The 22,598-nt window shown below is 61.8% G+C and carries 16 protein-coding genes; 11 read left to right on the top strand and 5 right to left on the bottom strand.

Annotation, left to right across the window (positions count from 1 at the left end):
- Positions 1–225: 225 nt before the first annotated feature.
- The 5 genes from VGN12_21080 (at position 226) to VGN12_21060 (ending at position 8,054) form a co-directional block, all read left to right on the top strand.
- A complete protein-coding gene (locus VGN12_21080) occupies positions 226–3,213 on the top strand; it encodes a PVC-type heme-binding CxxCH protein (protein HEY4311955.1) in 2,988 nt (995 codons plus the stop codon).
- 447 nt (positions 3,214–3,660) lie between these two features.
- Positions 3,661–3,978, top strand: coding sequence for a hypothetical protein (locus VGN12_21075; GenBank protein HEY4311954.1), 318 nt, complete (start codon positions 3,661–3,663; stop codon positions 3,976–3,978).
- A gap of 119 nt (positions 3,979–4,097) precedes the next feature.
- On the top strand, positions 4,098–4,580 hold the full coding sequence (locus tag VGN12_21070; protein HEY4311953.1) for a hypothetical protein: 483 nt from the start codon (positions 4,098–4,100) through the stop codon (positions 4,578–4,580).
- 193 nt (positions 4,581–4,773) lie between these two features.
- Complete coding sequence (gene waaF, locus VGN12_21065) at positions 4,774–6,903, top strand: lipopolysaccharide heptosyltransferase II (GenBank protein ID HEY4311952.1); 2,130 nt, start codon at positions 4,774–4,776, stop codon at positions 6,901–6,903.
- A complete protein-coding gene (locus tag VGN12_21060; protein ID HEY4311951.1) occupies positions 6,900–8,054 on the top strand; it encodes a glycosyltransferase family 4 protein in 1,155 nt (384 codons plus the stop codon). Before waaF ends, VGN12_21060 begins: the two co-directional genes overlap by 4 nt.
- A gap of 125 nt (positions 8,055–8,179) precedes the next feature.
- Here the strand turns inward: VGN12_21060 and VGN12_21055 are convergent, their stop codons facing one another.
- On the bottom strand, positions 8,180–8,407 hold the full coding sequence (locus VGN12_21055) for a BON domain-containing protein (protein HEY4311950.1): 228 nt from the start codon (positions 8,405–8,407) through the stop codon (positions 8,180–8,182).
- Between the two features lie 429 nt (positions 8,408–8,836).
- Here VGN12_21055 and VGN12_21050 point away from each other — a divergent pair, with 429 nt between their 5' ends.
- The 4 genes from VGN12_21050 to VGN12_21035 all read left to right on the top strand — a co-directional run bounded on the left by VGN12_21050 (position 8,837) and on the right by VGN12_21035 (position 14,729).
- Positions 8,837–9,550 carry a hypothetical protein gene (locus tag VGN12_21050; GenBank protein HEY4311949.1) on the top strand — a complete coding sequence of 238 codons (714 nt, stop codon included), beginning with the start codon at positions 8,837–8,839 and terminating at the stop codon, positions 9,548–9,550.
- A gap of 186 nt (positions 9,551–9,736) precedes the next feature.
- Positions 9,737–12,133: an MMPL family transporter gene (locus VGN12_21045; GenBank protein HEY4311948.1), complete on the top strand. Its 2,397-nt coding sequence runs from the start codon at positions 9,737–9,739 to the stop codon at positions 12,131–12,133.
- A gap of 145 nt (positions 12,134–12,278) precedes the next feature.
- Positions 12,279–13,499: a DegT/DnrJ/EryC1/StrS family aminotransferase gene (locus VGN12_21040; protein HEY4311947.1), complete on the top strand. Its 1,221-nt coding sequence runs from the start codon at positions 12,279–12,281 to the stop codon at positions 13,497–13,499.
- A gap of 474 nt (positions 13,500–13,973) precedes the next feature.
- A complete protein-coding gene (locus VGN12_21035; GenBank protein ID HEY4311946.1) occupies positions 13,974–14,729 on the top strand; it encodes a hypothetical protein in 756 nt (251 codons plus the stop codon).
- A gap of 83 nt (positions 14,730–14,812) precedes the next feature.
- On the opposite strand, the gene VGN12_21030 is transcribed toward VGN12_21035, so the two are convergent.
- The 4 genes from VGN12_21030 to VGN12_21015 all read right to left on the bottom strand — a co-directional run bounded on the left by VGN12_21030 (position 14,813) and on the right by VGN12_21015 (position 20,350).
- A complete protein-coding gene (locus tag VGN12_21030; GenBank protein ID HEY4311945.1) occupies positions 14,813–15,229 on the bottom strand; it encodes a YkgJ family cysteine cluster protein in 417 nt (138 codons plus the stop codon).
- Between the two features lie 88 nt (positions 15,230–15,317).
- A complete protein-coding gene (locus VGN12_21025; protein ID HEY4311944.1) occupies positions 15,318–16,490 on the bottom strand; it encodes an aminotransferase class V-fold PLP-dependent enzyme in 1,173 nt (390 codons plus the stop codon).
- A gap of 42 nt (positions 16,491–16,532) precedes the next feature.
- The gene (locus VGN12_21020; GenBank protein ID HEY4311943.1) at positions 16,533–18,638 is read right to left on the bottom strand and encodes a PAS domain S-box protein; all 2,106 of its coding nucleotides are present in this window, start codon (positions 18,636–18,638) and stop codon (positions 16,533–16,535) included.
- Between the two features lie 467 nt (positions 18,639–19,105).
- A complete protein-coding gene (locus VGN12_21015; GenBank protein HEY4311942.1) occupies positions 19,106–20,350 on the bottom strand; it encodes a hypothetical protein in 1,245 nt (414 codons plus the stop codon).
- Between the two features lie 402 nt (positions 20,351–20,752).
- Here VGN12_21015 and VGN12_21010 point away from each other — a divergent pair, with 402 nt between their 5' ends.
- Both VGN12_21010 and VGN12_21005 read left to right on the top strand, forming a co-directional pair.
- Positions 20,753–21,757 carry a D-2-hydroxyacid dehydrogenase gene (locus tag VGN12_21010; protein ID HEY4311941.1) on the top strand — a complete coding sequence of 335 codons (1,005 nt, stop codon included), beginning with the start codon at positions 20,753–20,755 and terminating at the stop codon, positions 21,755–21,757.
- A 78-nt stretch (positions 21,758–21,835) separates the two neighbouring features.
- Positions 21,836–22,585, top strand: coding sequence for a DUF4261 domain-containing protein (locus tag VGN12_21005; GenBank protein HEY4311940.1), 750 nt, complete (start codon positions 21,836–21,838; stop codon positions 22,583–22,585).
- Positions 22,586–22,598: the final 13 nt, after the last annotated feature.

Genomic DNA, 22,598 nt, shown 5'->3' with positions numbered 1-22,598 from the left:
GCCCGGCGCGGCGGATGATTATCCTATTAGATGCGCTCTGCGGACGAATTGGATTTGCTTGCCGCCGCGCGCCCCTCCTCATACAGCCTGCCGAGAAACGACACGATGCAAACTCGACGATCGAGAAAAGATTCTGCCGGCGCCGACGACCTAGAGCGGCGGACCCGTGGCGCGGGATATCCTTTGCGACGCCTTCGAACTCGTGTGGCGATTTTCTCGTGCGCGATGGTGGCTTGCACTGTTTTTTGGCAAACGCCGATCAATGTGAATACGGCGCAGGCCGCTGATGCGCCGAAGACGATCGAGGACGAAGATTTTTCGGCCGAGCTGCCGCGAATTCCATTTGTCGAGTCGCGTGATGCGGTCGGCACGTTTGTCGTCGCGCCGGGCTTTCACGTCGAATTAACCGCAGCCGAACCGTTGGTTGAAGATCCGATCGCGCTTGCGTTCGATGAGAACGGCCGGCTGTTTGTCGTCGAAATGCAAGACTATTCGGAAGACGCCGAGGGGCGGCTGGGCAAGGTCCGGCTGTTGACCGATACCGATGGCGACGGCCGTTTCGATACCAGCACCGTCTTTGCGGATAATCTGTCATGGCCGACGGCCGTGATTTGTTATGACGGCGGCGTTTTTATCGGCGCCGCGCCGGATATTCTGTTCTGTAAAGACAACGACGGTGATGGTCACGCCGACGTCACGCAAAAGGTCTTCACCGGCTTCGGTCGCAGCAACGTCCAGGGACTGCTGAACAGCTTTGCCTGGGGACTCGATAATCGCATTCACGGCGCGACCAGTAGCGCTGGCGCCACCGTGCGCCGCGCCAATGACGAGAAGGCGAAGCCGGTGGTACTGTCGGGACGCGATTTCGCTTTCGATCCGCGGACGCTTGCGCTCTCGCCCACTAGCGGCGGCGGGCAGTACGGCATGAGCTTCGACAAATGGGGACACAAATACGTCTGCTCGAACAGCGACCACATTCAACGGGTCATGTTCGAAGATCGTTACGTGGCACGGAATCCGTACCTCGCGGCCCCCAGCCCGCGGATCAGCATCGCGCCGGATGGGCCGGCGGCCGAAATCTATCGCGCCAGCCCCGTCGAGCCGTGGCGCGTGGTGCGCACGCGGTTGCGCGTGGCGGGCAAAGTGCCGGGCCCGATCGAAGGGGGAGGCCGGGCTAGTGGTTATTTCACCGGCGCCACTGGAATCACGATCTATCGCGGCGATGCCTGGCCCGCCGAGTGGGACGGGTTGGCCGTGATGGGGGACGCGTGTACGAACCTAGCACATCGTAAGCGCCTGGAACCGAACGGTGTGGAGTCGATCGCACGGCGCATCGATAAGGAGAGCGAGTTCGTCGCTTCGAAGGATGACTGGTTTCGGCCCGTGCAGTTTGCCAACGCTCCCGACGGCACGCTGTATATCGCGGATATGTACCGCGAAGTGATTGAGCATCCGGCTTCGTTGCCGCCGGTGATCAAGCGGCACCTCGATCTAACGAGCGGCCGCGATCGCGGGCGGGTTTATCGCGTTGTCCCTGAGGGGTTCAAGCAGCGCGCGTTGCCACGACTGCGAGAGGCCCCGACAGCGGAGCTAGTGGAGACGCTGGCGCATGCCAACGGTTGGCATCGCGAAACGGCCGCGCGACTGTTGTATCAACGACGCGACGGACAGGCAGTTCCGGCGCTAGAAAAGCTGGCCGCCGAATCGCCCTCGCCCGGGGGGCGGATGCACGCGCTGTATGCGCTGGCCGGGCTAGACGCGTTGACGCCGGCGGCGGTTTCGACGGCACTCGCGGACAAGCATTCGCGCGTGCGCGAGCACGCGGTACGGCATGCCGAGAAGGTGGCCCAAGACTCGCCGGCCGCCTGTGAAAAGCTTTTTGAACTTGCGAAGTCGGAGCAAGATCCGCACGTCCGCTATCAGCTTTTGTTCAGCTTAGGAGAACTCGACGGCAACGCAGCCCGTGACGAGGCTTTGGCGGCGCTTGCGCGGCGCGAGCCGGCCAATCGCTGGATGCAACTGGCATTGCTGAGTTCGCTCGGCGGCGGCATCGAGGCGGTGTTTAACGATCTAGTCAGGGATGAAGCGTTTCGGGCGAGCGAGCCGGGCAAGTCATCGTTGGCTGCGATCGCACTGCAAGCCGGCAGTGCCGGCAAACCCCAGGATGTGAAAGCCGTGCTGGCCGCGATCGAAGCCTTGCCCGAAGCGGAACAGGAGCTGGCCGGACAATTGGTGCGTGGATTAACCGAAGGAGCCGCGCGGCAGGGCGCTTCGCTCGAACGGTACTTGTCGGACCAACCGAATAGCAAGGCACGTCAGGTGATGGCCACGTTACTGGCCACGGCGCAAGCCACGGCACGTGACGCCGACCGGCCGGCCGCGGCGCGCGTGCAGGCGATCAACACACTGAGCCTTGGGCCTGCTGTCGATGCCGTACCGATATTGCAAGGGCTCATCGACAGCCGACAGCCGCAGGAAGTGCAGCTCGCCGCACTAATGGCCCTGGGGCGCGCCGAGGGAGGCGCGGTGGCGAAGATCCTGATCGACGCGTGGCCGACGCTCAGCCCTCGATTACGATCGCAGGCTGCGGAATCGTTGCTCGCGCGTGCGGATCGGATACCCATCCTGCTGGACGCGATCGAGGCGGAACGATTCAAGCCATCGGAACTCGAGCCGGCGCGCGTGCAGCAATTGCTGAACCAGCCGGACGCAACACAGCGTGCTCGTGCGGCCAAGTTGCTGGCAAGCGTCAAGCCGGGACGGAGGCAGGAAGTTGTCGACGCGTATCGGCCGGCGTTGGCGCTATCGGGTGATGCGGCGGCCGGCAAACGGCACTTTCAAAAGGTGTGCGCCGCGTGTCATCGCGTCGAAGGGGTAGGGCACGAAATCGGCGCCAACCTGGCGGCGATGAAGAATCGCGGACCCGAGGCCATTCTGGTCAACGTTCTCGACCCGAATCGCGAGGTCAATCCGCAGTTCGTTAATTACACGTTGACCACAGTAGACGGCCGGATTCTGACCGGCATGGTCGATGCCGAGACCGCGACGAGCGTCACCTTGCGGCGCGCTGAAGGGGTGACGGACACCGTGTTGCGAGTGAATATTGAAGAGCTGATGGCCAGCGGGCAATCGTTAATGCCCGAGGGGCTGGATCAGCAACTCGATCGTCAGGCGATCGCGGATTTGATCGCCTATTTGATGTCGCTTCCCTAAAAGCGAAATTGTCCGAGGGATATCTTGGGGCGTGGTGCCAACGAACATTACAATTCGCCAAGGTTTGCTTTGGGTGCTCAGACTGGTCGTGGCTCGTTTCGCGATAGGCCCGCACCGCGAGGCTGACAACGGAATTGTAACGTTTATGCGTCTAGGGACGGTTCGGAACGCGTGGATAGACTGGGACGAAGCCGTTTGATGAGTGACGGGGGCGCGCCTGAGTTGCGAGCCAGCGCTGCCCGTGGCGGATCGAGCGACGAGTGCTGCTTGCGAGCAATCGCGCGCTAGAGATTACCGTCGCGTTGGGTCGTACTAGCGCAAAGCGGTCGATCGCGGGGCGTGGGCAACTCTCCAGATGCGTTGCACGGTTTGTTGCAGTCGTACACGAAGCAAACATGACAAGTTCGGGATAGCGGCCACGCCGCACGCGTACGACAGGAGAAACGCATGCAGTTAACGAAACTCAAGCTCGTCACGATCATCGCGGAAGAGATTCTCAAAGATCGGTTGACGAAAAAAGTGCAGGAGCTGGGCGCCACGGGCGCCAGCTTTCATCGCACGCAGGGGGTCGGCTCGCGCGGGGCGCGACACAACGACATGTTCGGCGAAAACGTGCAGATGAAAGTGATCTGCAGTGCCGAGGTCGCGGAGAGAATCCTGACCTACGTTGCGGAGAACTATTACGAACATTATGCGATCGTCGCGTGGCTGGCAGACGTGGAAGTGATGCGGGGCGACGACTACGTGAAAAAGAGCACCACTTGAGGGCTAGTTGAACAAGGGGCTTTACTCGGCAGAGTGATCCTCCCGGTTTTCCGGGGCTTCCGTTGGTCGCGCGTTAAACTTTCGCGGCCTGGGACGCAAAACAGGACAGGCGAAACCCCGTGAATCGACCGGAAAAGGCCGACAATGTTCGGCTGCACTTTTACGTCGGCAAACAACTCTCGCAGCGCGTAGAAAACGTCGGCGCCATGCTCGGGCATGCCAAAGCCCGGGCCGCGGCCTTCTTGCTGGACAACGCCTCGCGGGCCGAGGATGAAGCGATCGCCGCCATTGACGAGCGGCTGAACAATTCGAAGGAAAAGGCGGCGAATCGTGCGAGTCCCGCACGTGCTGCCAGCGGCCAGGACGAGGACATTGTCCTGATGTACGTACGGCTGGACCCCGAGGTGGCCGCGCGTATCGAGCGCCTGGCCAAGAAGCGAGGCTTGAGCCTTTCGAAAGTCTGCGCCTGGCTGCTCAGCCGCGCCGCGGAAGACGATCAATGGATCGTGGGACTCGTTCAGACCCGGCTGACGGAAGCCCTGGCGGCCTCGACCGATGGCCAGCGTAAGGGACGCCGGCAGCAACCTACGTCCAAGGGTTGATGCATCGCGCTCGCTTGACCATGCGGATGCACGCAGTGCTGGCACTCGATTCGCATCCGGCCTGCCAGCAGCGGCGGTCGCTATTGTCCCCCCCGGCACGCATGGCTATCTTTAGCCGCCCTATTCGGCGGACACGGATGTCCGTCTGTTTGGCCTGCGCGCTTGCCAAAACCCGTCGGGACACGGATTGCCGATGAAGCTGGGTATTTTTCTCCCGAATTGGATCGGCGATGTGGCCATGGCCACGCCGGCCCTGCGAGCATTGCGACGCCATTACGGACCGCGGGCCCACTTCGTGGGCATCATGCGTCCTTACGTGTCGGAAGTCCTCGTCGGAACGCCCTGGATCGATGACCGGCTGTTCTTCGATCCACGCTCGAAAAAGCCCGACCTGAACGGTTGGGGCTTTGCCAAAAAATTGCGCCGCGAGCGATTCGACACGGTCGTACTGCTGACAAACTCATTGCGGACCGGCTTTTGGGCCTGGGCCAGCGGCGCGAAGCAGCGCGTCGGCTACGCCCGCGATGTCCGCGCTCTGTTCCTCACGCACAAGTTGTACGCGCCAATGGCTGGCGGCGAGTATGCGCCGCAATCGACGTTGGACGCCTATCTGCAAATCGCTTACGCACTCGGCTGTCCCAAAGAGTCTCCGCGGATCGAGTTGGCCACGACCGAGGCGGACGAGCGCGCGGCAGACGACGTCTGGCGCCGGTTGGACATCCCGACGGACAAGCCGCTCGTGCTTTTGAATTCGGGAGCGGCCTTCGGCGCGTCGAAGTTGTGGCCGACCGAGTATTTCGGACAACTCGCCCGCCGCATCGCGGACCAGTGGAACTACCCGGTCCTGGCTTTGTGCGGGCCCAAGGAACGCGAGATTGCCCGCAAGATCACCGCGGTGGCCGATCATCCGAACGTGATCAGCTTGGCCGATGCGCGCCTGGGAGATGACTATCCGCTGCCGATCGGGCTCAGCAAGGCCTGCGTGCGCCGTGCGTCGCTGATGGTTACGACCGACAGCGGGCCGCGCCATTTTGCTCCGGCCTTCGACGTGCCGGTGATCACGCTTTTCGGCCCGACGCACATTTCGCTCAGCGAAACGCATTTCGCCAAGGCGATCCATTTGCAGCACAAAGTCCCCTGCGGGCCGTGCATGCAGCAGGTCTGCCCGCTGGCGCATCAGGAATGCATGCGCGACTTGACGGTGGACCGCGTGTACGAAGCCGTGTGTGCGCAGCTTAACGATCTGCAGAAGCCCGCGCACTTGGCCAGCAGCGACTCGTGGTCGGACGAGGATCGCGACGGGGGGAACGGGCCCTTGGTGATTCCCTTGCACTCCTGGCGCGCGACAACGTCGGCGGCGACGGCCACTTCGACACGACGGAATGGCTCGGCCGCGGGCGAACGCACGTCCCCCGTGGTTACGGCGCCAGTTTCGTTGCTGGCACCTGTGCAATCTGGCCCCGGTCAGAGTGCAAGACCGGCGGCCGGAAAAGCGCAACTGTGGATCAATAATCGTTATCGCACGGCGTTGGCCGACGCTGAGCTCGATGACTTTACGGCCGTGATGTCGACGACCGACGGTCGGCTGATGCGGGCGCTACCGGATCGCGAAAACTGGTGGCTGCGGCTGCACGGTCCTCACGGCGCGACGCGCGGCGCGTTCTTGAAGAAACATCATGCCCGTTCGCTCCCGCAATGGGTCCGCGCGAAGCTCGGCGCGACGGCCCCGGCCACTCCGGGGCGGATCGAGGCCGAAAACGTCGCGCGGCTGGCCGAGGCCGGCATCGAAACCATGCCGGTGATCGCCTTCGGCGAACGACTCAGCTCGGACGGTCTGCTCGAATCGTTTGTTCTTACCGAAGAGCTGACGGGCTACGTGCAGTTGGACCACTTGCTGCAGCAGCGCTTTCCGGCAATCAACCATGCCATTTCGATTGGGCAGCCGCGCGATCGAGAATTTGACCGGCTGCTCACTCAGGTGGCGGACGTGGCGGGGCGTTTTCACCGCTCAGGCTACAACCATCGCGACCTGTACTGTTGTCATTTCTTTATTCGCGAACCTCAGCCGGGCGTATTCGATGTCCGCTTGATCGATTTGCAACGTGTGCAGCATCGCACGCGTCTGCGTCGCCGCTGGATCGTGAAAGACCTGGCGCAGCTTGCTTATTCCGCGCCGCGCGAGGTTGTCAGTTGCAGTCGTCGTCTGGCATTCTTCAAAGCGTACTTGGGCGTCAAGCGACTGGGGCCTGAACACCGGCGGCTGCTGCGCAGCGTGCTCAGCAAGCAACGACTGATGGAACTGAAACTGGGATCTAATCCATGAGAGTGGGTCTGGTCGTTCGTCATTTCAATCCTCACCGCGGCGGCGCCGAGCGTTGGACGCACGAGCTTGCCCGGCGCGCGATCGCGGCCGGTCACGAAGTACACGTGGTGGCGCAGAATTTTGGCCCGCCCGAGCAGGCGCTGCCGATCGTGCCCCATCCGGTGCCGGCGACGCACTCGCCGTACGCGTTCGCGCTCGCGATCGACGAAACCCTGGGCGAACTGGATCTCGATCTGGTTCACGACATGGGCTTCGGCTGGCGATTCGACATTCTGCAGCCGCACTTTGGCGCGGCGCGCGCTCAATTCGACCGCAAGTTACTATCCATGTCCCCCGTGGCGCGCACGGTGCGACGCTGCCTGACGGCGGTTTCGCCGCGATGGCAACAGCACGAACGGGTTGCCTGGCGGCAGTACGCCGATCATCGCCGGCTGGTCATCGCGCTATCAAAGATCGTAGCTCGCGATTTGGAACGCACGCACGGCTGGCCGATGGAACGTTCGCGATTGATCTACAACGGCGTCGATCTGGACCGATTTACCCCCGATAATCGCGCTGAACATCGCACCGCTGTCCGCGAACGGCTGCGTATCCGCGACGACGAGCTGGTGGTGCTTTTTGTCGCCCATAATTTCGCCCTCAAGGGATTGCCAACGCTGTTGCGCGCCGTGGGAGAGCTGAGGAAGAATCGCCGCCAGGTGCGCTTATTGGCCGTGGGGGGCAAACCCGAGCGAAAGTACATCCGCCTGGCCGAACAAGTGGGGGCCGTGGACTGCGTCGACTACCTGGGGGCCGTGGCGGATACGGCTCCTTTGTACGCCGCGGCCGATGTGTTCACGCTGCCGACGTGGTACGACTCGTGCAGCCTGGTCGTGCTCGAAGCGCTGGCCGCAGGCCTGCCCGTGATCACGACCAGCCACAACGGCGCGAGCGAGATCATGACGGATAACCACGATGGATTCGTCCTGGAAGACCCTGCGGACTGGACGCACCTGGCGCAGCGGCTAGATGCGCTGGTCGATCCGGCCACGCGCTTTCGCCTAGGGGTCGCCGGACGGAAGTTGGCCGAGCGGTACCCGGTTGAGGGAAACTACGATCAGGTCTTGAACCTGTGGAATCAAGTCGCCGGCGGGATGCGCCGCGCTGCCTGAACTCGCAGTCCGAGGGCGTTTCATCCTGCGGAGCCTTAGACCTCGGGAGTCTGCCGGGCGAACTGGCCAGTGTAGCTGTTGCCACGGTGGCCAGCGAAAGAAAGAGGGAACGGAGCGGACGGCGTCTACTGCACGTCGATCGAGTTGATCACGTCGACTTCACGGCCGGCGACGGCGCGGACCAACTCTTGCGCCATCTGCTTGTGATAAAAGCTCTTCACCGAGCCGCGCAGCACCAGCGCGTCCTCTCCCTCTTCGACAACCAGATCGCGCAAGTCAAAAATAACACTGTCGGACAATGCCGACTGCGCGAGCGGTCGTGCCTCACTCAAAGCTCGTTGCGTCGTGGCCAAAAGGTTCCCTCCCGCGAGATTTTCAATCCTTCGAAATGCCGATCGCTCGATCAGCCGAGCGAATTCACTGCCGTCCTCAGAGCGTAACAAATCAGTCGCTGCACAAGGAACACCAGACCTACAATCTGGCAATTGCGTAGCTAAAAGCCGCGCCGGTCCGACGCGCTCACCAACCCGAACTCGCGACGCTCTACCCCGCTACTCTAGGACTCGACCGCTCCTTCTGTCAACTCCCTGCAAGCTGGCATTTCGCGATCGGCGATCGAAGCTAACAGATTGCTAACTGCAGGCTTACGAACTGCACATGCATGCGCGGTACCGAGCCGCGTTGGGCAGCTACCTGGGGGGGCGAAACGGCATTGCGGCGACGTTACGGCCGCCGTTATTAAGCCGATACGGTGTTCCTAACCCTGGCCGGGAGGGATTTCGATGCGTTTCAGTAGGACCGTAGGCACGCTTGCCGTCATTGCGAGTTTGGTTGTCGCGCTGCCTGCTAGCGGGCAACCGCCGGCACAGACTGTCCCCGGAAATCCGCCCGTTCGGGAACTGATCGTCGGTGATTGGTACACGATCGACGTTCAAGTTGGTCCGGTCCAAGAACGGCTCGAAGGGGATTTTGCTAAGGACAACGATCGCTGGATTGTCTTGCGGCACATCTCGGAGAGCCGGAACGACGTCGTGGTCCCCCTTTCGTCGAAGGTCCCCTTCGTGAAGATAAAAAAGGCGGTCTCCGCCCAGCAGACTGAATATCTGTGGATTCCGCGCCCGTCGGCCAGAATCATCAGCCACACCGCTGCCGCGAAGCGCGTCCCGATCGAGGATGTCCTGCCAGAAGCCCCCGCTGCGGGTACGTCGTGTCGGGTGATGGAAGTCCGTGATCAGAAGAGTGCTACGTCGTCCGGCCGCCTCGTCGAGCTGACCAATGAGAAAGTTGCACTTGAATCGCAGCGGCGCGCCTACGTAAAGCGGTCGATTCCCTATCTGGGCGAGCTGCCACTTGTCGGCCGTACCTTCTTCACCAGCACTAAATCGTATGACCAGATCGTGCGCGACGAGTCACGGCTAAACGACGTTCTGTGCATTCGGTACTTCGGCGATCGCGAGGCCGAAACACCAACGGTCACGCCAGCCGAGAAGCGGTGACGGTCGAGCGCTGAAGCAGCCCACTTGGCGTCGCGAAACTTTGCCTGAAGTGAATGCGGCGCCCGGGCGAAACTTGCCCTCGCTGGCGTTCCACGCGGGCAGCGGCCATAATCTGGGGCACGCCCTGCCTTCGCGCAACTGCTCGCGAGTTTGGGTTGGCGCCGCCTGCGGAGGGCGGCCCGGTTCATGGCGCCAACCGACTGGCCGCTCTCGATGGAAACGATTCTCAATCTCGTTGACCGCTTCCGCGGAACGGTCTGGCTCGTGACACTGGCGCTGGCGGGGGTTTCGCTGTTTTTGCTCACGAAGCTCGAGATTCTCGATTCGCCCGAGCGCTGGATGCCCCGCCCCACGGTTGAAGCATGGCGCGTGTTCGATAGCCACTTCGACGTTGGCGATACCGTGGCCGTGGGCTTGCACTTCAGCCGGCCGATCACGGAAGAAGATCTGCCGCGGTTGAGCCAGCTACGCAGACGCTTCGCCGCCATCCCCGGCGTGAAGCAAGTCTACGACACCTCGCTCGTGGCCGAGCAGATCGAAGGGGTGCCGCTCATGACCTTGCTCGCGCGCGAGAATCACGAGCGATTCAACTTGTACGCCGGCGCTCTGTGGGATAATCCACCGCCCGAGGATCCGACCCGCACGCTTGTTACCGTTTGCGAGCTGGAGTTCCATCCCGACAAGGAAACGGACGACGTCCTGAACGAGCGGCGCCGTACGGTCGTTAACTCGGTTCACTCGATCATCGCTGAGGAAAAGGTCGAAGCCGGCTGGGGGCAGGCGGTGGAATTTCACGTGGCCAGCGCCATTGTGATGATGATGGAGTTGGAAAAGCGTGCCCGGCAGGTGGCGCTGACGTTTTTGCCCATGTCGATCGCGGTCGGCATGTTGAGCCTGTATTTCAGCTTCCGCACATGGCGCACATTGGCCGTGGCTGTGCTTGGCAGCGCTCTGGCCATCTTGCTGGTGCTCGGCTGGCTGGGAGGTGGCGGCGGTACGTTAGGCGTGGTGACCGTGGCCACGCCGGCTTTGATCTCGATCATCGGCGTCGCCTCGACCATGCACTTTGGCGAATATGCCGCCGAGCATGGGACGACGGGCGAAACGCGCCGTCGTACACAACTGGTCAGTTGGGTGGCGGTTCCGTGCTTGGGAGCCGCGGCCACGACTGCCGTTGGCTTCTTGATGTTGGTGTTCAACGATTTGGCGCCGGTGCGCGACCTGGGCGTGCAACTCTTCATCGGGTCGTTACTGGCATTCTTCGGCGTGTTTCTCGTTTCGCAGATTATTCCGATACGCAACGCGTCAGGCGGAGTCGTTCTGACGCAGGATCGATTCCGCCGTTATGCCACGGCCGTGATTCAACGCCCGGCGATCAGTTCGTTGTTGCTGTTGGGTGTGACCGCATTTCTGTTCTTCTGCGCGTGGCCTAGGCCGGCTGATTACCCGATCGGCCTGTATGTCGATGCCGATCCATTTTCGTTCTTTACGGAAGAGCAGCCGATCGCCAAGGCACTGGACCTGTTCTCGCGGCGCGAATTTGGCGTCTATCAACTCGACGTGGTGCTGGTGCCGAAGGAATTCGCCGCGCCGCCGAAGATTGGCCAGAAGACCGATCCGGTTTACGAAGCCAACCGCGTCCGAGCTCGCGAGTACAGCGACCAGATCCTGTCGCGACGCGACCTGGGCGTGATGCGGGTTGTCTCGACCGACGCATTTCACCAGCGGCAGCAGGAATTTCAACAGCAGCTGGAAAAAACTCGCCGCGAAGAGGGAATCGGCGCCTACCTGGCCAAGCTGTCGCGCGTGACCTCGCAATCGAAAATCTTCTCGTCGACCTTCCAAAGTTGGAACCACGACAAACAAGGCTCGGGCGCCCTGCGGCTCACCTTCCTGGCACATGAGTCCGGCGGCGAAGGCTTTGCCCCGTTGTTGCGCTACGCGCGCGACAACTTGCCGTATGACCGGTTCGATTGCTACCTGTGCGGCTCGATCGCGCAGGTCGTGCAACTGGGCGAGGGACTTTCAGGCGGCATTCTGTGGGGGCTCGGTTCGAGCGTGATCATCATTGCCGTACTGTGCGGCATCCTGTTCCGGTCGTTCAAGTTCACGCTGTTGGCGCTGCCGCCGAATCTGTTTCCCGTGCTTGCCCTGTACGGTGTGATGGGCTTGTTCAAAATTCCCATCAGCTCGGGCTCGGCAATGGTGGCCACGATCGCCTTGGGCATCGCGGTGAATGACACGATGCATTTCGTGTTGCATTATCAACGTCTGACGCGCGAGCAAGGCTTCGGCACGCAGCGCGGCATCGAGCAAACGATCGCGGACCTGGGACGCCCGATCGTGTTGACCTCGGTCGTGCATATCGCGGGGTTCACAGTCTTCTTGCTGACCGACTTCCAGCCGCTGTTTCATTTCGGCCTGCTGTCGAGCGCCGCGATGACGGCCGCGATGTTGGGCGACCTGTTCATGCTGCCGAACCTGCTGATGCTTTTCGATCAGCGCCCCGATCGGGTCCAAGGAACCAGCATCCCGGAAGCGCACCTTGGCCATGCCCAGCAGCCACCACAAACCGTGACGTGAGGGCTACGATTGTTACCCCACGTGGCCGTGAGTGGAGAGGTTAGGGGGCACCGTGGGCTCGCGCCCACGGCTACACGATGCCGCCCCCGCGGGGCTCAAGCATTGTGATTACTCATCGTGACTTTCACCAAGAAGCGAGTGCCCGATGGCTCAATTGGCACTTGTCGGTGGCCAACCGACGAAGACAAAACCGTTCCCGCAATGGCCGCAATTCGACGAGCATGAGCGCGAGGCCTTGCTCGGGGTCCTCGACAGCCGCGTCTGGTGGCGCACACCGGGGACGCGAACACTGCAGTTCGAGCGTGATTTCGCCGCCTACCATCAGGCACGGCATGGCATAGCGGTTACCAACGGCACGCACGCGCTCGAGATTGCCCTGTTGGCGCTGGGCCTGGAGCCTGGCGACGAGGTGATTGTCCCCGACTATACGTTTGTCGCCACGGCCAGTGCCGTTCTGATGACGGGCGCCATACCCGTGCTGGTCGACGTGCGGGCTGACAACTACTGCATCGATTGCGACCTGGTCGAACGTGCGATCGGCCCACGAACGAAAGCCATCTTGCCGGTTCACATGGGAGGGCACGCCGCGGACCTGGACCGGCTTACCGAGATCGCCACGCGCCACGGCCTGATACTGCTCGAAGATTGCGCGCACGCCCACGGCAGCCAATGGCGCGGCCGTGCGGTGGGGACCTTCGGCCGGGCCGGCACGTTCAGCTTCCAGCAAAGCAAGTTGATGACCGCCGGCGAAGGAGGGATCATCATTACCAACGACGACGGCACCGAGCGGCTGTTGCGCTCGGTCCATGATTGCGGTCGACTGCCCGGCACGTGGTTCTACAGCCATTTCGTTTACGGCTCGAACTATCGATTGAGCGAATGGCAGGGGGCCATTCTCGGCGCACAGCTCACGCGGCTGGATGATCAAACCCGGCGCCGGCACGATAACGCCCGGCTGCTCGATCGATTGCTTGCCGACATACCGGGCATTACGGCACAAGTGCTCGACTCACGCATCACGCGCAACGGCCACTACGCGTATATCTTCCATGTCGATCGACAGCAGTTCGCCGGCATCAGCACCGAGCGATTTATCGAGGCCATGACGGCCGAAGGCATCCCGAATCAGGCCGCTTATCCGCCAGTTCACGCGCTGGACGTTTTCACGAGCGGTGCTTTTCGCAGCCGACTTTGCCCCGGCACCGAGGGGCATGCAAGCTGGCAAGGCCCCTTCCCGGAAACTGAACGGGCCGCGTGGGAAACTTATTGGGTTCCACAATATGCCCTACTGGGTGACGAGCAGGACATGCACGAAATCGCGGCCGCGATCCAGAAGATTCAGCGCCACGCCAAGGAATTGGCGTAGCTTTTCGGCGAGATCCTCGCCCCGCCGGTACCTGGGATGCATTCCGGATGTGCCCGCAGCTCTCACAGATTACGCAGATGCATTTCGATTAGTGCGCCTGGCATGGACGGCGCCTGCTCACTGTGTATTTGTTGCGATCATTCTACTGACAGGCAACGCACGCGTGGTCGTCGGAAATAAAAGAATGCGATTACCCGACGATCGCGTACCAGCATGAGAGGGCCAACTATCGCCTTTGGCGTTTTGCTTGTCGAACGAACGACTTGGCAAATTACGAAGGCGCGCCGGTAACCAAACGTTACTTCCGATCATTCTGGTTCGCTCCTTCGCCAGTGCTTGCGGCACGCGATGTGCAACTTCGCTGCGCACTCGTGGTCGAAGCCCTGGATCCTTGGAGCTCCGGTGACGCTCAGGCGGACTTGGTGATTTTTCCGAGGCTTCGCGCATTTTCGAAGCAAAGAGAAGGAGAACAAAATGTTACGCAATTTGTTTTGCACTGCGATCGTCGGGGCCATCGTTGTTTCCAGCGATGTGGCCGGCGCTCAGATCGTCGGACCCGCGCGGCGCGCCGCCTCGGACGCTGCGGCCGCCGCCGGCGCACCCGGTGTGGGAGCACGCATCCAGAATCGGGAAGCGGCCCGCGGCATCACGCCTGGCGATCGTTGGCGCTACGTCAACCACGGAAATCAATGGTGGTACTACACCCCGCAAAGCTCGTGGATGATGTACCGCAATAACGCATGGGCACCGTATGACGCGGCCAGCTATACAGGCAGCGTACCGGGTGCCCCGATGGTGCCGGCCGGCTTTGGCACCAATAACGCCCATAACTGGCGCTATGTCTACAACGGCAATCGTTGGTGGTATTACACACCGCAACAATCGTGGACCTACTTCGATAACAATCGATGGTCGCCGTACCAGGCCGGCGCCGCGGGAACTGAATACCGCACAGGGTATCGGGGGACGCGTCGCGCCTATAGCAATGTCCCTGGTAACCCGCCGCAAGTGCCAGTCGACCCGAATCTGCGCGATGGGCGAGGCGCTGCGGCGACCGAACGACCTGACTTGAACGCTGCGCAACAGGCCAACCCGCCTCAAGTCGTGCCAACCCAGCCAGCGCCGTCGCAAGCAGCGCCAGTTCAAGCGGTGCCGCCGCAGGCGAATCCGAACCCCGGCCCCTCGCTCCCCGCGCGGCCAGCACTTCCTGCTGAGCGACCGAATCCGTGAAGAAGATGACCGGGTGGCGTTTTAGCTCGAACGTGTCGCGTCTGGCGCGCGGCGCGTTCGGCTTTTTTTGTGGCGCGGCAAACCTACAGTCGTACGACCTTCAATTGCTCGAGAATCTTTTCTAGCGGCACCAGGTTCCCCTCGCCGCTGCCCGGGCAGACTTCGCACGTCTCTTGCCACGTTTCCGGTGTCCGCACATTCGATTCCCAAAACGGCCAGGTGCGGCACTGTCGTGGGCGGTCTTCGTAAACGGTGCACTTGCGTGCTTCGGTGTCGAAGAAAACGCAATCGCCGTTGTCGTATTCGATCAGGCTTTTGCGGATACCGACCTGGCGGACGTAGTCCTGCTCGAAATCCTCGACCGAGACATTGAAGCGGCGCGCGAGGGCGGCAATCTCTTCTTTGTTCACCCACACGTATCCAGGCGCGCCAGTGCAGCAATTGCCACACTGCGTACACTTGAAGCGCAATCCGTCGCGGTACCAGGGCTTCTTTTCCATCTGCATCAGTCCTCGAATCGATTCGCGGGCGCCCTCGTGGCACGCCGTTCTGTTCTGCAAAGCCGCGCCGGTTCGCAGCTATGCCGTTTTACCCGACAGGTGATTGCGCCGCTACTTCGGCCACGGCGCCGATCGCGGTCTGAATGTCCTCACTGCTGGTCAAAGGGCCAGGGCTGAAGCGCAGGGTCCCTCCGGCGGCCGAGGTGCCCAGCATCCGATGCATCAAGGGAGCGCAATGCAAGCCGGCGCGCGCCTGCACGCCGAAAGCCGAATCGAGCGTTGCCGACAATTCCTGCGGATCGTAGCCGGCCAACGAGATGCTGACAACGGCCACGCGCGCCTCGGGCGAGCGCGGGCCGTAGAGGCGAACCCCCTTAATCTCGGAGAGCCCGTCAATCAACTGCCGCGTCCGCGCAATCGCATTACTGCGCAAGGAATCGATGCCATGTTCGGTCAGCCATTGCAGGCCGGCCCCCAGTCCGGCGATGCCTGGCACGTTCAAGTTCCCCGCCTCGTACTTTTGCGGCAGATCATGGGGCTGACGATCACGATCGCTATGCGTGCCTGTTCCCCCCTGCCGAAAGGCGGGAATGCGGTCTTCGATTCCGGGACGAATATACACGAAGCCTGTCCCTAACGGCCCCAGCAATCCTTTATGACCTGGCGCGGCGAGTAGATCGACGTGAAGCTGATGGACGTCGATCGCGATTTCTCCCACGGTCTGCGCCGCGTCAAGCAAGAACAATGCACCATGTTCGCGCACCAGTCGTCCCACTTCGGCGGCCGGCTGGATCACTCCCGTTACGTTCGAAGCATGGACCAAGGCCACGAGCCGCGTGGTAGGACGCAGCGCGCGGCGAATTTCGGCCGGATCGACCACGCCCGAACCGTCGCACGGCACGCGCGTGACTTGAACGCGGCCGGATTCTTGCAATGCGGCCAGCGGCCGCAGCACGGAATTGTGCTCAGCGACGGTCGTGACGACGTGACCGCCGTCGGCCAGTGCCCCATGGATCGCGGTGTTCAGCGCATCGGTACCGTTAAGCGTGAAGACGACGTTCCGCGCCTGAGTCGCGCCGATCCAACGGGCAATGGCTTGCCGCGCACTGTCGACCAGCGACTGTGCCGCGACCGCTTCGCTGTATACTCCCCGGCCGACCGGTGCGCCGACCTCGCGTAAATAGTGTTCGACGGCGCGATAGACAGCCTCGGGCTTGGGCCAGCTCGTAGCGGCATTATCGAGGTAAATACGGCGCATCATGAAGCTAGTGGGGGAGAAATCCGGTGGCGGGCAACAGGCAAATCAAACTTCCGTGACGGGTAATTCTACCGCCACGCGCGTGCCGCGTCCCGGGGCACTGTCGATCATGGCGTGTCCCCCCAGTAAACGCGCCCGCTCGCGAATGCCGCGCAAACCGAAGCTATTGGCGGCCGCGGCCTGCTCGGTATCGAAGCCGATACCCTGATCCACCACCTCCAATCGCACCCAGGCGTGTTCCTGCGTCAGGCGGATGCGAATCTGCGTCGATTGGCTGTACTTGGTGGCGTTGGTGAGCGCTTCCTGGCAGATGCGAAACAATATGCCTTCCATGAGCGGCGTCAAACGTTCGGTGCGCATCTGATGCTCGAACGTGATCTTCCGGGCATCATAGTGGTCGTTAATCAAGCATTCGATTGCCGGCGCGAGCCCTGACTCGTCCAGCAGCATCGGTTGCAGGCCGTTGATCATGCGGCGCGATTCGGAAATTGTATTGCGTAACAGTTCGAGCGCTGTGGTAAACGCCTCGTTCGTCGTGACCGCATCGCCTCCGAGCGTATCGCGGGCCGTCTCCAGATGCATCAGCGCCGCCGTGACGTATTGGACGGGCCCGTCGTGCAATTCGTACGCGATGAGCTTGCGATCGGTTTCCTGGCGGTAGAGCAAACGGCGGAGCAAGATTTGTTCTGCTTGCAGGGCCGTGTCAGCCGACTCGCGTTCGAGGATTTCGCGTTGCAGCCTCGCATTGGCGGACGTCAGGTTGCTGGTCCGCTCGGCCACGGTCTTTTCGAGTCCGTCCAGCACTTTGCGTAGGCGTTCTTCCGCATTCAGTCGGTCCGTAATATCGACGGCCACGCCACCGATATAACGATCGCCCGATCCTGCTTCGACCGGGAACTTGTAGACCAACCAGTGATGCATCACACCGTCAGCCGTCGGTACGGCCTCGATTGTTTGGACGCAGCGGTTTTGGCTCATCACGCGCTCGTCGTTCAGCGCTAGCTTTCGCGCCAGGTCGGCATCGAACATTTCGTAGTCGGTCTTGCCGATGACGTCTTCGGAGCCGCGCTGAAAGCGTTTCAAGTACGGCAGATTGGCGTATACGCGTCGACCGTCACTGTCCTTCATGAAGGCGATGGCCGGGCTGTTGTCCATAAAGGCGCGAAACCGCTCCTCGCTGGCGCGTTGATTCAGTTCGGCATTCTTGCGATCGGTGACGTCTTCGACGCAGCCGACGTAGCTGGGCGGCTCGGTATCGCCCAAGCGCTTGGCCATGGCTCGTGCCCAGCGAACCTCGCCGTCCTCAAGCACGATCCGGAATTCGTCCAGATAAGGACGTCGTTGGCTGGAAGCCTCGCGCCACACTGCCCTGGCTCGCTGAATATCGTCAGGATGCACGAACGACGACCAACCGAAGCCGAGCAGTTGCTCGTTCGGTCGCTTCATTAACTCCTCCCACTGCGTGCTGATGTACGTGCAGAAGCCGCGTTCGTCGCTTTCGAACACCCCCATCGGAGATGCCTCGCAGAGCGTACGAAAGCGGGCTTCGCTCGTGCGCAGCGCCTCGTCCGCGCGGACGCGTTCGATCTCTCGTGCGGCACGGTTGGCAAACAGCGACAGCATGGTGCGCGCCGGCTCGGGGTCTGCCAGTGGCGTCGACCACATCGCGGCCAGCAGGCCCAGCGGTGCCCCCTGCGAGTCGAACAGGGGCGTTCCGACGTAGCTTTCCACACCCCATTCGACGAGGGTTTTGTCTTGGGGAAAAATTTCGCGAACCCGTTCGGTGTAGACGCAATCGCGCTTGCCGACGACGTTCTCGCACGGCGTGCCCGCCAATTCGTATTCGTCGCCGACCAGGATGACGCCGCGTGCGAAAATCGCGGGCGTACGGATCAGGTTCTTGCCTGCGCAAAGCTCACCCACGACGACGAAATTAGCGTTCAGCGTCTTGGCCAAGGTTTCGGCAAGCGCGGGAAAGAAGGGCCGTTCCTCCGCGTCGCGCCCCTTGGGCAATTCACCTAACCGCTCGGCCAAACGCCGATAGTCGTTGACCTGGGCTTCGAGTTCCGCGATTCGTGCGCGCAGTTCTTCGACCTCGGCGAGGCGCTCGTCAGGGATCGCGCTCGATAGGGCGGATGAGTCCTGCTTCATGGCGCGTGCTCGCTAGAAAAACGGCGACGGAAATCGCTGCAGCCCACTCTATCAGCCACGACGCGGTCTACGCGCCGTGTCAGCGGTTCGGGACGGGAATCGATAGTGCGTCCGAACCATCTCGCCTGTCGAGTCGGGACGGCCACCGCCTGAAGACAGGGAATTTCGCCGGCCCCGCAGCCCGTACAGGCCGGCCGGTTCTCTCCCCTTAACTGTATCATTGCCGATGAACATCGTCGACTGTCCAGCAGGCGTCGACGGGACAAAATCCCCGGCAAATCGGCATATTGCGAGCAGTTGGGGCGATGTTACACGCAGCGGATTGGGCCGATGGCCACGGCCACACGCGGGGCGTGAAGGCCGACGCGCGGCAAAGAATCGCAGGACGCGACCGTGGCAATCGGACGTCGCGGCGTTATGAAGAACCGGCCCCTTGGGAAGTTGGCCGGGGGGTGTTTTCTGCGCTACTAGCGTAGCGGGTTCGTCGATCCGCTCGAGGTGTATTCGACCTGTCGCTTCGGCGTTGGCGTTTGCGGCGCAGGTTCCGAGTACGACGTCTGTTGCTCGGGATACTTCGGGCTCGCGACTTGTCGTAACGCGTTCTCACGTGCACGTTGATGAGTCGATTGTGCGACGGCGCCACGATCGCCGGTAGCAGGCGCCCGCGACGGACGCCAGTCGCTCGTTTCGCCTTCGGAGGTCGCCCTGACGGTTGTCGCGGTGCGACGTACGCCGTTCCCTTTTTTCGCGGCTTGCCACGGCGTCGATTCGGCGCTCTGCGGCAGCTTGTTCTCGATGATCGTCGGCATGGCGACGTCGACCGACTGTTCGCTCACCAGTTGCGGACCCTCGGCGAAAGGATCACGCATCGCGCCGGCTTTCATCTTGCCACCGGACAGTTCGCGAAGCGCGTTTTCCGGTTCGATGAGCATCGCCTTGGCGCCGGTGCGGACGCCAGGCCGCATGGCATTTTCGATTGGGGCTCGCCCGCGTCCTTCGGGACGTGGCGACTGCTCGATTGGCATCATCAATCCGGGACGCGGCTTGGCGAGAGTCGGTTCTGGCGTTTCGGGAATCAGGTTTCCTTGCGGAGCGTCGAATGTGATGTCCTCGAGATTCGCCGGTTCTTCGAGCAAGCTGGTCTCGGGCGGAGGCGTTGCGCCGGCCTCGGGAATCAATGTGTCGGGAATGGTCTCGCCCTCTTCCGGAGCGTTCGGGCCTTTTCCTTCGTCCGGATTGGCAGGCCCATTCTCAGGAGGAATCAAGTCGTCGGGCAGCATGGCATCGGGAGCCTCGCCCGCTGCTCCACGGTCGTCACCCTGCATGTCCGGCGCGTTCTCTGGCAAGTCGAAGATGTTCTCCATGCCCGGTTCGGTCGTGCTCTCGGCGCCGGGTTCGGTGCCGGGCTCGGGCAGGTTTTCCGTCGACTCAGGAGTTCCGACCTGTTCGTCTTCCTTGTTGTTGGCCGCGGTCTGGCCGGGTACGGCTTCCGCCCCTGGCCATGGGCGCCACAGGGTCGGGAAATAGCCGTAATTTGCCGGCGCCTCGAACTCGTGCGGATAATTAGGGGGCAGCGAGGTCTTCCCCAACTCGACATTTTCATACATATGAGCACAGCCGCTCAATCCGAGCATGCTGCCCAGCACGGCGACCAACAAGATGCAATTGGTCATCCGCGATCGCGATGGCTGTGTCATAAAAGGCTGATTCATGTTTGTCCCTTTTTCGACAGTCTGCGGAGTTTGAATACTCGCCGCAGTTTGTCGCGCAACCCTGCAATCCGAGGGTGCGGATTCCAGGGTCATTGATCGGCAGATTGGACGCTTCGCTTTGGGCCGAGTTTGACGGTTAGGCGCTTTTCATGACTTTCCGCCTACTTTGCGGCCTTTGCTTGATAGCAAGCTGGCTCGATTTGCGGGTATGTGCGCGAAGCTGCGAAAGATGAGAAATCGAGGCGCCGCTGCTGATTCGTTTTGTATTGGTAGAATCATCCCACAAGATTGGTAACCAGCCAGCACCGCTGGCACCGATAGAAGTCAATCGGCACGTTCAGCAATATCGTGCCCGCGACCGCCGGGAAGCAGCAATCCGCTAACGCACCTGAGCCCTGCCTGATGAAACTTGTCATCCACCCGCCTGTCGAAGACGAGCGTGCCGCGAAGATCATTGCCGCCACGGCCGGCGTCGCCACGATCGTCAATGCGTCGGACGAGAACACGGCGGGCGACGAGATGGCCGACGCTGATGCTTTTTTCGGACGCATCACGCCTGAGCTGCTGGCCCGAGCCAAGCAGCTTCGCTGGATCCAGGCCCCGACGGCCAGCATGGAGCATTACCTGTTTCCCGAGCTTGTCGAGCATCCGGCCGTGCTCACCAACATGCGAGGGCTGTTCAATGACTGCATTGCCGACCAGGTGCTGGGGTACATCACCTGTTTTGCCCGTAATCTGCACCACTACATCCGCCAGCAGAAATCGGCGCGTTGGGAGCCGGTGGGGGGTGAGACGACGCGCGTCGGGTTTCAATACGGCGCCGGGCGGCAGACAGCAATCGACCTGACACATCGACAATTGACCGGCGAGACGCTGGGCGTGGTTGGCTTTGGCGGGATTGGCCGCGAGATCGCCGCGCGTGGTCTGGCCTGCCACATGCGCGTGGTGGCCGTTGATCCGGTGCCTGGTGAGCTGCTTCCCGGCATGTCCGCGCTATGGGCCAGTGACCAACTGCCGCGACTTCTGGCCGAGAGTGATTACGTCGTGATCGCGGCGCCGCACACGCCTGAGACCGCGGGGCTATTCGGTCGAGTACAGTTTCAACAAATGAAGCGGAGTGCGTATCTGATCAACATCGGCCGCGGCGCGATCGTGCGGCTGGATGATTTGTGCGCGGCGCTCACGGCCGGTGAAATCGCCGGCGCTGCGTTGGATGTCTTCGAGATCGAACCGCTGCCGCCGGATCATCCGTTGTGGCAATTCGACAATGTCATCGTTACGCCGCATGTCGCTGGTATGGCGCCGCAAATCGCCGAGCGTCACTTGCATGTGCTGCTCGCCAACCTGCGCCGCTTTGCTGCTGGCGAAGATCTTTTGAACGTCGTCGACAAGCGGCGGTGGTATTGAGACAGTCGGCAGTCGGCGGAGCGCAGACGGCAGTAAGATTGCGAGTTACTTTTTCGTCGCAAATCCGAACGGGATGTTATGGAATTCGCGCTGACAATGATCGCGATTGCGGACGAGCGCTTGCCGACTGCCGACGAAGTGCAGCGGGCCTTTGCCTCGGCACAGGGAGAGTGGGGTGCAATCAGTCGACTTGATCGCAACGATAAGGCGGTAACGTTCGAGTTGGATGGGTACAACGTAGCAGTCGGCCTAGTAGCAAAGCCGATACCCTGGGCGGACCTCGCAGGGCCTGTCGCTGCGTCGCCGCTCTGGCCGGAAGCGGCTACGAAGATGCAAAAGCAGCGGGCGCATTTGCTGGTAACAGTATTCGCGATGCGCGTCGATCGGCTGAAAATGTGGATGACCATGACGCGGGCCGCGGCAGGACTGTGCGAACTGCCGTCGGTGATCGGCATCTACTGGCCCGAGGCAGGGCTGGTGCATGAGCCAGCTGCTTTTCGCAAACTGGCTGCGGAAATGACGCGCGAGCGTTTGCCGCTGTATCTGTGGATCAGTATTCGCCTCGGTCGCAACGAGGACGGCTCGCTGTTTGGCTTCACGACCGGCCTGGCGGCGTTCGAGCAAATGGAACTTGAAGTTTCGCACTGCAACTGGACGCCGGATGAGTTGAGCCATCGGCTCTATAATTTTGCGCATTATTTGCTCGATCGTGGGCCGGTGCTGTTGGATGGTCAAACGATTGGCCTATCGGCTGACGAGCAAATCACGATCGAACATCGACCATCATTGTGCGGCGATGATCGTACGGTCATTCATTTGCAGCCCTAGCCCAACTGCCTGG

This window comes from Pirellulales bacterium (genome assembly GCA_036499395.1).
Taxonomy (GTDB): domain Bacteria; phylum Planctomycetota; class Planctomycetia; order Pirellulales; family JACPPG01; genus JACPPG01.
This window is presented reverse-complemented; position numbering and strand designations above follow the sequence as displayed.

Bases quoted from the DNA above. Each gene is read 5' to 3' on its own strand.
- VGN12_21080 (HEY4311955.1), top strand. From the start codon at position 226: ATGGTGGCTTGCACTGTTTTTTGGCAAACGCCGATCAATGTGAATACG.
- VGN12_21075 (HEY4311954.1), top strand. From the start codon at position 3,661: ATGCAGTTAACGAAACTCAAGCTCGTCACGATCATCGCGGAAGAGATT.
- waaF (HEY4311952.1), top strand. From the start codon at position 4,774: ATGAAGCTGGGTATTTTTCTCCCGAATTGGATCGGCGATGTGGCCATG.
- VGN12_21060 (HEY4311951.1), top strand. From the start codon at position 6,900: ATGAGAGTGGGTCTGGTCGTTCGTCATTTCAATCCTCACCGCGGCGGC.
- VGN12_21050 (HEY4311949.1), top strand. From the start codon at position 8,837: ATGCGTTTCAGTAGGACCGTAGGCACGCTTGCCGTCATTGCGAGTTTG.
- VGN12_21045 (HEY4311948.1), top strand. From the start codon at position 9,737: ATGGCGCCAACCGACTGGCCGCTCTCGATGGAAACGATTCTCAATCTC.
- VGN12_21040 (HEY4311947.1), top strand. From the start codon at position 12,279: ATGGCTCAATTGGCACTTGTCGGTGGCCAACCGACGAAGACAAAACCG.
- VGN12_21035 (HEY4311946.1), top strand. From the start codon at position 13,974: ATGTTACGCAATTTGTTTTGCACTGCGATCGTCGGGGCCATCGTTGTT.
- VGN12_21030 (HEY4311945.1), bottom strand. From the start codon at position 15,229: ATGGAAAAGAAGCCCTGGTACCGCGACGGATTGCGCTTCAAGTGTACG.
- VGN12_21025 (HEY4311944.1), bottom strand. From the start codon at position 16,490: ATGATGCGCCGTATTTACCTCGATAATGCCGCTACGAGCTGGCCCAAG.
- VGN12_21020 (HEY4311943.1), bottom strand. From the start codon at position 18,638: ATGAAGCAGGACTCATCCGCCCTATCGAGCGCGATCCCTGACGAGCGC.
- VGN12_21015 (HEY4311942.1), bottom strand. From the start codon at position 20,350: ATGAATCAGCCTTTTATGACACAGCCATCGCGATCGCGGATGACCAAT.
- VGN12_21010 (HEY4311941.1), top strand. From the start codon at position 20,753: ATGAAACTTGTCATCCACCCGCCTGTCGAAGACGAGCGTGCCGCGAAG.
- VGN12_21005 (HEY4311940.1), top strand. From the start codon at position 21,836: ATGGAATTCGCGCTGACAATGATCGCGATTGCGGACGAGCGCTTGCCG.